The sequence below is a fragment of the Bacillus nakamurai genome, from assembly GCF_001584325.1.
In the GTDB taxonomy this organism is placed as follows: Bacteria; Bacillota; Bacilli; order Bacillales; family Bacillaceae; genus Bacillus; species Bacillus nakamurai.
The window spans coordinates 146,029-153,140 of the sequence record NZ_LSAZ01000015.1 but is presented as its reverse complement, the minus strand read 5'-3'; the positions used below and the strand labels follow the sequence as shown (position 1 = coordinate 153,140).

The 7,112-nt window shown below is 46.1% G+C and carries 7 protein-coding genes; 6 read left to right on the top strand and 1 reads right to left on the bottom strand.

Annotated elements, in window-relative coordinates:
- Nucleotides 1-223: 223 nt before the first annotated feature.
- Nucleotides 224-754 (top strand): DNA-directed RNA polymerase subunit delta, encoded by a 531-nt coding sequence (gene rpoE, locus AXI59_RS09400; RefSeq protein ID WP_061528026.1) that lies wholly within the window; start codon nucleotides 224-226, stop codon nucleotides 752-754.
- Between the two features lie 239 nt (nucleotides 755-993).
- Nucleotides 994-2,601: a glutamine hydrolyzing CTP synthase gene (pyrG, locus tag AXI59_RS09395; RefSeq protein WP_061522507.1), complete on the top strand. Its 1,608-nt coding sequence runs from the start codon at nucleotides 994-996 to the stop codon at nucleotides 2,599-2,601.
- A 44-nt stretch (nucleotides 2,602-2,645) separates the two neighbouring features.
- On the opposite strand, the gene AXI59_RS09390 is transcribed toward pyrG, so the two are convergent.
- Complete coding sequence (locus AXI59_RS09390; protein ID WP_061522508.1) at nucleotides 2,646-3,167, bottom strand: DUF2529 domain-containing protein; 522 nt, start codon at nucleotides 3,165-3,167, stop codon at nucleotides 2,646-2,648.
- Nucleotides 3,168-3,331: 164 nt separating this feature from the next.
- Between AXI59_RS09390 and spo0F the strand changes: the two genes are divergently transcribed.
- The 4 genes from spo0F (at nucleotide 3,332) to AXI59_RS09370 (ending at nucleotide 7,101) form a co-directional block, all read left to right on the top strand.
- Nucleotides 3,332-3,706, top strand: a complete 375-nt coding sequence (spo0F, locus tag AXI59_RS09385) for a sporulation initiation phosphotransferase Spo0F (RefSeq protein ID WP_156476251.1) — start codon at nucleotides 3,332-3,334, stop codon at nucleotides 3,704-3,706.
- Between the two features lie 177 nt (nucleotides 3,707-3,883).
- Nucleotides 3,884-4,741, top strand: a complete 858-nt coding sequence (locus tag AXI59_RS09380; RefSeq protein ID WP_061522510.1) for a class II fructose-bisphosphate aldolase — start codon at nucleotides 3,884-3,886, stop codon at nucleotides 4,739-4,741.
- 117 nt (nucleotides 4,742-4,858) lie between these two features.
- A complete protein-coding gene (gene fsa / locus AXI59_RS09375; RefSeq protein ID WP_061522511.1) occupies nucleotides 4,859-5,497 on the top strand; it encodes a fructose-6-phosphate aldolase in 639 nt (212 codons plus the stop codon).
- A 314-nt stretch (nucleotides 5,498-5,811) separates the two neighbouring features.
- The gene (locus AXI59_RS09370; RefSeq protein WP_061528024.1) at nucleotides 5,812-7,101 is read left to right on the top strand and encodes a UDP-N-acetylglucosamine 1-carboxyvinyltransferase; all 1,290 of its coding nucleotides are present in this window, start codon (nucleotides 5,812-5,814) and stop codon (nucleotides 7,099-7,101) included.
- Nucleotides 7,102-7,112 lie beyond the last annotated feature (11 nt).

The following is a 7,112-nucleotide window of genomic DNA, read 5'->3' as shown; positions in this document are numbered from 1 at the left end:
TCTATGGGGTCAGTCCCATATGCCGGCGGCTTTGTTTTCGCACATCCGCCGATTTATCAAAGGGCTCTGCTAAAATTTCTTAAATTACGCTGTTAAGGGTAGCATATTCTGTTTTAATTTGTTTATAATGAGAGGTATGGTTTATGATCAAAACAATACAAAATCGTTCTTATTATAGGATAGAAACAGATACATATAAGTAATAGAAAGGGAGTGTCCGACCTTGGGTATCAAACAATATTCACAGGAACAGCTAAAGGAAATGGCTTTAGTTGAAATCGCTCACGAAATCTTCTCAGAACATAAAAAACCAGTTCCTTTCCAGGAACTGTTAAATGAAATTGTCTCCTTGCTCGGTATAACAAAAGAGGAACTCGGAGACCGCATTGCACAATTTTATACCGATTTAAACATTGACGGCCGCTTTCTTGCTTTATCCGATCAAACGTGGGGGCTTCGCAGCTGGTATCCGTATGATCAGCTTGATGAAGAAACACAGCCGACCGTAAAGGCGAAAAAGAAAAAAGCGAAAAAAGCCGTTGAAGAGGATCTTGACCTTGACGAATTCGAGGAAATTGATGAGGATGATATCGATCTCGATGAGGTTGAAGAGGACTTGGTTCTGGAATCAGATGACTTTGACGACGAAGATATCGATGATGATGATGAGGACGAAGATCTTGAGATTGATGAGGAGATCATCGACGAAGATGAAGAGGAGTTTGATGAGGAAGATGAGGATCGCAAAGACTGATATTCTATCTCGAAAACGATCTTGACTTTCATTGTCGAACTATGTAGTATGTATTTTGGGCTCTTCAAAAAGAAGAGAATTCATATGAGTGCTACGCTCCCTTTCAAGAAATTGAAAGGGAGCTTTCTTATTTTCACCTCCCAAATTCTTTTACAGCATCATTTGATATATTTAAATGATTTTCTATAAAACGGTACATTTTAAGGAATGTGCAAAGACCGAAGAGAGGAGCAAACGAAATGACGAAATATATTTTTGTAACCGGGGGAGTAGTATCTTCACTCGGAAAAGGAATTGTAGCTGCATCACTGGGGCGCCTGCTGAAAAACAGAGGCATGAACGTCACAATCCAAAAATTCGACCCTTATATTAACGTTGACCCGGGAACGATGAGCCCGTACCAGCACGGAGAGGTTTTCGTTACGGATGACGGCGCTGAGACTGACCTTGACTTAGGGCATTATGAGCGCTTCATTGACATTAACCTGAACAAATTCAGCAACGTCACAACTGGTAAAATCTATTCTGCTGTTCTGAAGAAAGAACGCCGCGGGGATTATCTCGGCGGAACGGTGCAGGTCATTCCGCACATCACAAATGAACTGAAAGACCGTGTCTACCGTGCCGGCAAAGAAACAAACGCAGATGTCGTCATTACGGAAATCGGCGGAACAGTCGGAGACATCGAATCTCTTCCGTTCCTCGAAGCGATCCGTCAAATGAAAAGTGACATCGGCCGTGAAAACGTCATGTACATTCACTGTACGCTCGTTCCTTACATCAAAGCAGCGGGCGAGCTGAAAACGAAACCGACGCAGCACAGCGTGAAAGAATTAAGAAGCCTAGGGATTCAGCCGAATATTATCGTCGTTCGGACGGAAATGCCGATTTCTCAAGATATGAAAGATAAAATCGCGCTTTTCTGCGACATCGATACGAAAGCGGTCATTGAATGTGAAGACGCGGACAACCTCTACTCTATTCCGCTTAACCTTCAGGAGCAAGGACTCGATAAGCTTGTCTGCGAACATATGAAATTAGAGTGCAGAGAAGCGGATATGACTGAGTGGAAAGGCCTTGTCAGCAAAGTGAAAAACTTGTCCAAAACGATTACAATCGGCCTTGTCGGGAAATACGTAGAGCTTCAGGACGCCTACATTTCCGTCGTTGAATCGCTTCGCCATGCTGGATATGCATTTGATGCTGATGTTAAAGTCAAATGGATTAACGCTGAAGAAGTGACAGAAAGCAATATTCAAGAGCTGACAAGCGGCACAGACGGAATTATCGTGCCGGGCGGCTTCGGGGACCGCGGTGTAGAAGGAAAAATCATCGCTGCCCGGTATGCGCGTGAACATAAAGTTCCGTTCTTCGGCATTTGCTTAGGCATGCAGATCGCATCCATTGAATATGCAAGAAATGTACTAGGCCTGAAAGGCGCTCATTCCGCTGAGATTGATCCGTCTTCTCCTTATCCGATCATCGATCTTCTGCCTGAACAGAAAGATGTGGAGGACCTTGGAGGAACGCTTCGCCTCGGACTTTACCCTTGTAAGCTTCAAGAAGGTACGAAAGCCTATGAAGCGTATGCGGATGAAGTGGTATATGAACGCCACCGCCACCGTTATGAATTCAACAACGAATTCAGACAGCAAATGGAAGACAGCGGTTTTGTTTTCTCAGGCACAAGCCCTGACGGACGACTTGTGGAAATTATCGAGCTGAAAGACCATCCTTGGTATGTGGCGTGCCAATTCCACCCTGAATTCAAATCAAGACCGACAAGACCCCAGCCTTTGTTCAAAGACTTTATCGGTGCCTCCGTACAAGCCGCAGAACAGAAGTAATCAAAAAAAGACTTGCCGTTGTCATAAGCGGCAAGTCTTTTTTTCTAGGCATATTCCTGCAGCATTTCCTTTAATGTAAATGACAGTGCATGATAGACATACAGACCCGTCATTAAAGAAGGAAAGCCGTATCTTGTTCCGTCCTCATCAGGCAGAAGGGGCATTTTTAATTTGCTGTCAATATGAACATCGCAAAACGCCTCAATTCCGGGCTGATCTTTCACAATAGGAGACACGCATACGAGGCCGACGCCCTTTTCATAAAGCTCTTCAGCCAGTGCCTGTTCCCCGGCAGTGCCCGGACCTGAACAGAACATCAGCACCCGGTCGCTTTCGGTGATCGCCTCAGCTGTTTCCGGAAATGCTTTGACAGACGGCAGCGGCTCGGAGCCGAGTTCCGCCTCGCATAAAATGCCCTGCATCTCATTTGCGCCGTATAAATAAATCGAGTGGCCGCTGACGGCTGCCTGCGCCAATAACCGCGCGCCGTCTTCAATTGCATCAGATTCCTTATCCTGAATACGGGAAAAAATGCCCGCAAGCTGCGTTGTGAATATCTTTAACATGAGTGAAACCTCCTTTACACATACAAGATCAGTATACAACAAAAGAGAAAATGCTCAGAAAATGTCGGAAAGTAGACTATTATAAATAAAGGAAATGCGAAAATCAAACAGAATACATAAACGACTGCTTCCTTTTGACGAAAATGATAATATTGGGGTGTAAAATGATGAATGAAAAGATTTTAATCGTAGATGATCAATACGGTATTCGTATATTGCTGAACGAAGTATTTAATAAAGAAGGGTACCAGACGTTTCAGGCCGCTAACGGCATTCAGGCTCTTGACATCGTGGTGAAGGAACGGCCGGACCTCGTCCTTTTGGATATGAAAATTCCCGGCATGGACGGCATTGAAATCCTGAGGCGCATGAAAATGATCGATGATTCAATCCGCGTGATCATTATGACCGCTTACGGAGAACTTGATATGATTCAAGAATCAAAAGAGCTCGGCGCCCTCACGCATTTCGCAAAACCTTTTGATATTGATGAAATCAGGGAAGCGGTGAAAAAATATTTACCTCTAAAATCGAATTAATAAAATTAGAAACAATTGAATGTCATTATGTTGCCCATTTGTCGAAAAGTTGGTATCCTAGAGATGGAGAAAAAGCGATCTGTTGTTTCACATATGACAGGCTTTTATGGTCATGCTATAGGGTGGAAAGCTTTTTTCGCAAGAAGCAAATCAGGCTACATAAGGAGGACTTTCGACATGCCTTTAGTTTCAATGACGGAAATGTTGAATACAGCTAAAGAAAAAGGATATGCTGTTGGACAATTTAACTTAAATAACCTTGAGTTCACTCAAGCGATTTTACAAGCAGCACAAGAGGAAAAATCCCCGGTTATTCTTGGTGTTTCAGAAGGTGCGGGACGCTACATGGGCGGCTTCAAAACAGTCGTTGCCATGGTTAAAGCACTGATGGAAGAATACAAAGTGACGGTTCCTGTCGCAATTCACTTAGACCACGGTTCAAGCTTTGAATCTTGCGCGAAAGCGATTCATGCAGGTTTCACTTCTGTCATGATCGACGCATCACACCATCCGTTCGAGGAAAACGTAGCGACTACTGCTAAAGTGGTTGAGCTTGCTCATTTCCACGGCGTATCAGTTGAAGCTGAGCTTGGAACTGTCGGCGGACAAGAAGATGATGTCATCGCAGAAGGCGTTATCTATGCTGACCCTAAAGAGTGCCAAGAGCTTGTTGAACGCACTGGCATCGACTGCCTTGCACCTGCATTAGGTTCTGTTCACGGCCCTTACAAAGGCGAACCAAACCTTGGTTTCAAAGAAATGGAAGACATCGGCAAGACAACCGGCCTTCCGTTAGTTCTTCACGGCGGTACAGGAATCCCGACTGCTGATATTAAAAAATCTATCTCACTTGGTACGGCTAAAATCAACGTAAACACTGAAAACCAAATTTCTTCTGCTAAAGCTGTGCGCGACACATTGGCAGCTAAGCCGAACGAATACGATCCTCGTAAATATCTTGGACCGGCTCGTGACGCGATCAAAGAAACGGTTATCGGCAAAATGCGTGAGTTCGGTTCTTCAAACCAAGCTTAATCCGATTGTAACATCAATAACCGCCTGACAGCTTAGACAGGCGGTTTTATGTCTATCTTTAGAAAGCGCAATCATGTTTTATAGTTCTGAAAATTTCTTACTGGGGAGGCTTTCCTTATGTTATTTTTCATTGATACAGCTAACATTGACGAAATTAAAGAAGCGTACGAACTGGGCGTTCTTGCCGGAGTAACGACAAACCCGAGTTTAGTAGCGAAAGAAGCCAACGTGTCTTTCCATGACAGACTTCGTGAAATTACAGAAGTGGTGAAAGGCTCAGTAAGCGCCGAGGTCATTTCTTTAAACGCTGAAGAAATGATTGAGGAAGGAAAAGAATTGGCGAAGATCGCGCCGAACATCACGGTGAAAATCCCGATGACATCCGAAGGCTTAAAAGCCGTGAAAGCGCTGAGCGACTTAAACATCAAAACAAACGTCACGCTTATTTTCAGCGCCAACCAAGCGCTGCTGGCGGCAAGAGCGGGAGCCACTTACGTATCTCCGTTCTTAGGCCGTCTGGATGATATCGGCCATAACGGTCTTGAGCTGATTTCAGAAATCAGACAGATTTTTGACGTACACGAAATCGACACGCAAATCATCGCGGCTTCCATCCGTCATGCACAGCACGTGACTGAAGCAGCTTTACGCGGCGCGCACATCGGTACGATGCCGCTGAAAGTCATTCATCAGCTGACAAAACATCCGTTAACGGATAAAGGCATCGAGCAATTCCTGGCAGACTGGAATAAATAAGGGCGAAAAGGGCGGCAAACCGGATCATTCCGTTTGCCGCAGCCTTATTTTCCCTGTTTTACAGCGGGCCTTCAAGCTGATATCGAAGTGAAGAGTGAGTTTCCCCGGAATGTTAAAGCCGGCGGGTCTCTGTACAGCCTGTGATAAAAATGCCCCGCAAAGCTTCGCTATTTTCTTCCTGATATTTTATAATGTCCTTGTATTCTTTCTCTTCGAATTGGCTACATTTTGGACAAGAGCTTTATTTGCAGAGACAGAATAAAATGCCATTTTATTTACGCTCCGCAGCTATCTTCTTATGGAAGGAGACTATCATGGAAAAGTTGAATATTGCCGGCGGCGATCCGTTAAACGGAACCGTACATATCAGCGGCGCGAAAAACAGCGCCGTCGCATTGATACCCGCAACCATTCTGGCAAATTCCGAAGTGACGATTGAAGGGCTTCCGGAGATCTCAGATATTGAAACGCTGCGTGACCTGCTGAAAGAAATCGGAGGAAACGTCCATTTCGAAAACGGAGAGATGGTCGTAGACCCTTCCCGGATGATCAGCATGCCGCTTCCGAACGGTAAAGTGAAAAAACTCCGCGCTTCCTATTATCTGATGGGTGCGATGCTCGGCCGTTTTAAGCAGGCGGTTATCGGTCTGCCGGGCGGATGCCATCTCGGGCCGCGGCCGATTGACCAGCACATTAAAGGATTTGAGGCGCTGGGAGCTGAGGTCACGAATGAACAAGGCGCCATTTATCTGCGCGCCGAAAGGCTGAGAGGCGCCCGAATTTATCTGGATGTCGTCAGCGTCGGGGCAACGATCAATATCATGCTCGCCGCTGTACTGGCTGAAGGAAAAACCGTGATAGAAAATGCCGCCAAGGAACCTGAAATTATCGATGTTGCCACATTGCTTACCAGCATGGGCGCTAAAATCAAAGGCGCAGGGACCAATGTGATCAGAATTGACGGCGTGAAAGAGCTGCACGGATGCAGGCACACCATCATCCCGGACAGGATCGAAGCAGGGACCTTCATGATTGCAGGCGCGGCGATGGGGAAAGAAGTCATTATTGATAATGTGATTCCGACCCATCTTGAGTCATTAGCGGCAAAGCTGAGGGAAATGGGTTTTCACATTGAGACGAGTGACGACCAGCTGCTCATGCTCGGGGGACAGAAGCATATTAAACCCGTCGACGTGAAAACGCTTGTATACCCGGGGTTCCCGACTGATCTGCAGCAGCCGATGACATCTCTTTTGACAAGAGCAAGCGGCACGAGCGTCGTGACGGACACCATCTACTCGGCAAGATTCAAACACATTGACGAGCTGAGGCGGATGGGCGCCAACATGAAGGTAGAAGGAAGATCGGCGATCATCACCGGTCCCGCCGAGCTGCAAGGCGCAAAGGTAAAGGCGAGCGATCTGCGTGCAGGTGCGTGCTTGGTCGTAGCCGGGCTGATGGCTGACGGCGTAACCGAAATTACGGGCCTTGAGCATTTGGACCGCGGTTACAGCAATCTTGAGAAAAAACTCGAAGGCCTGGGCGCCACAATCTGGCGGGAAAGGCTGACTGACGAAGAAATAGAACAGCTCCAAAATTCATAGAAATGTGTACT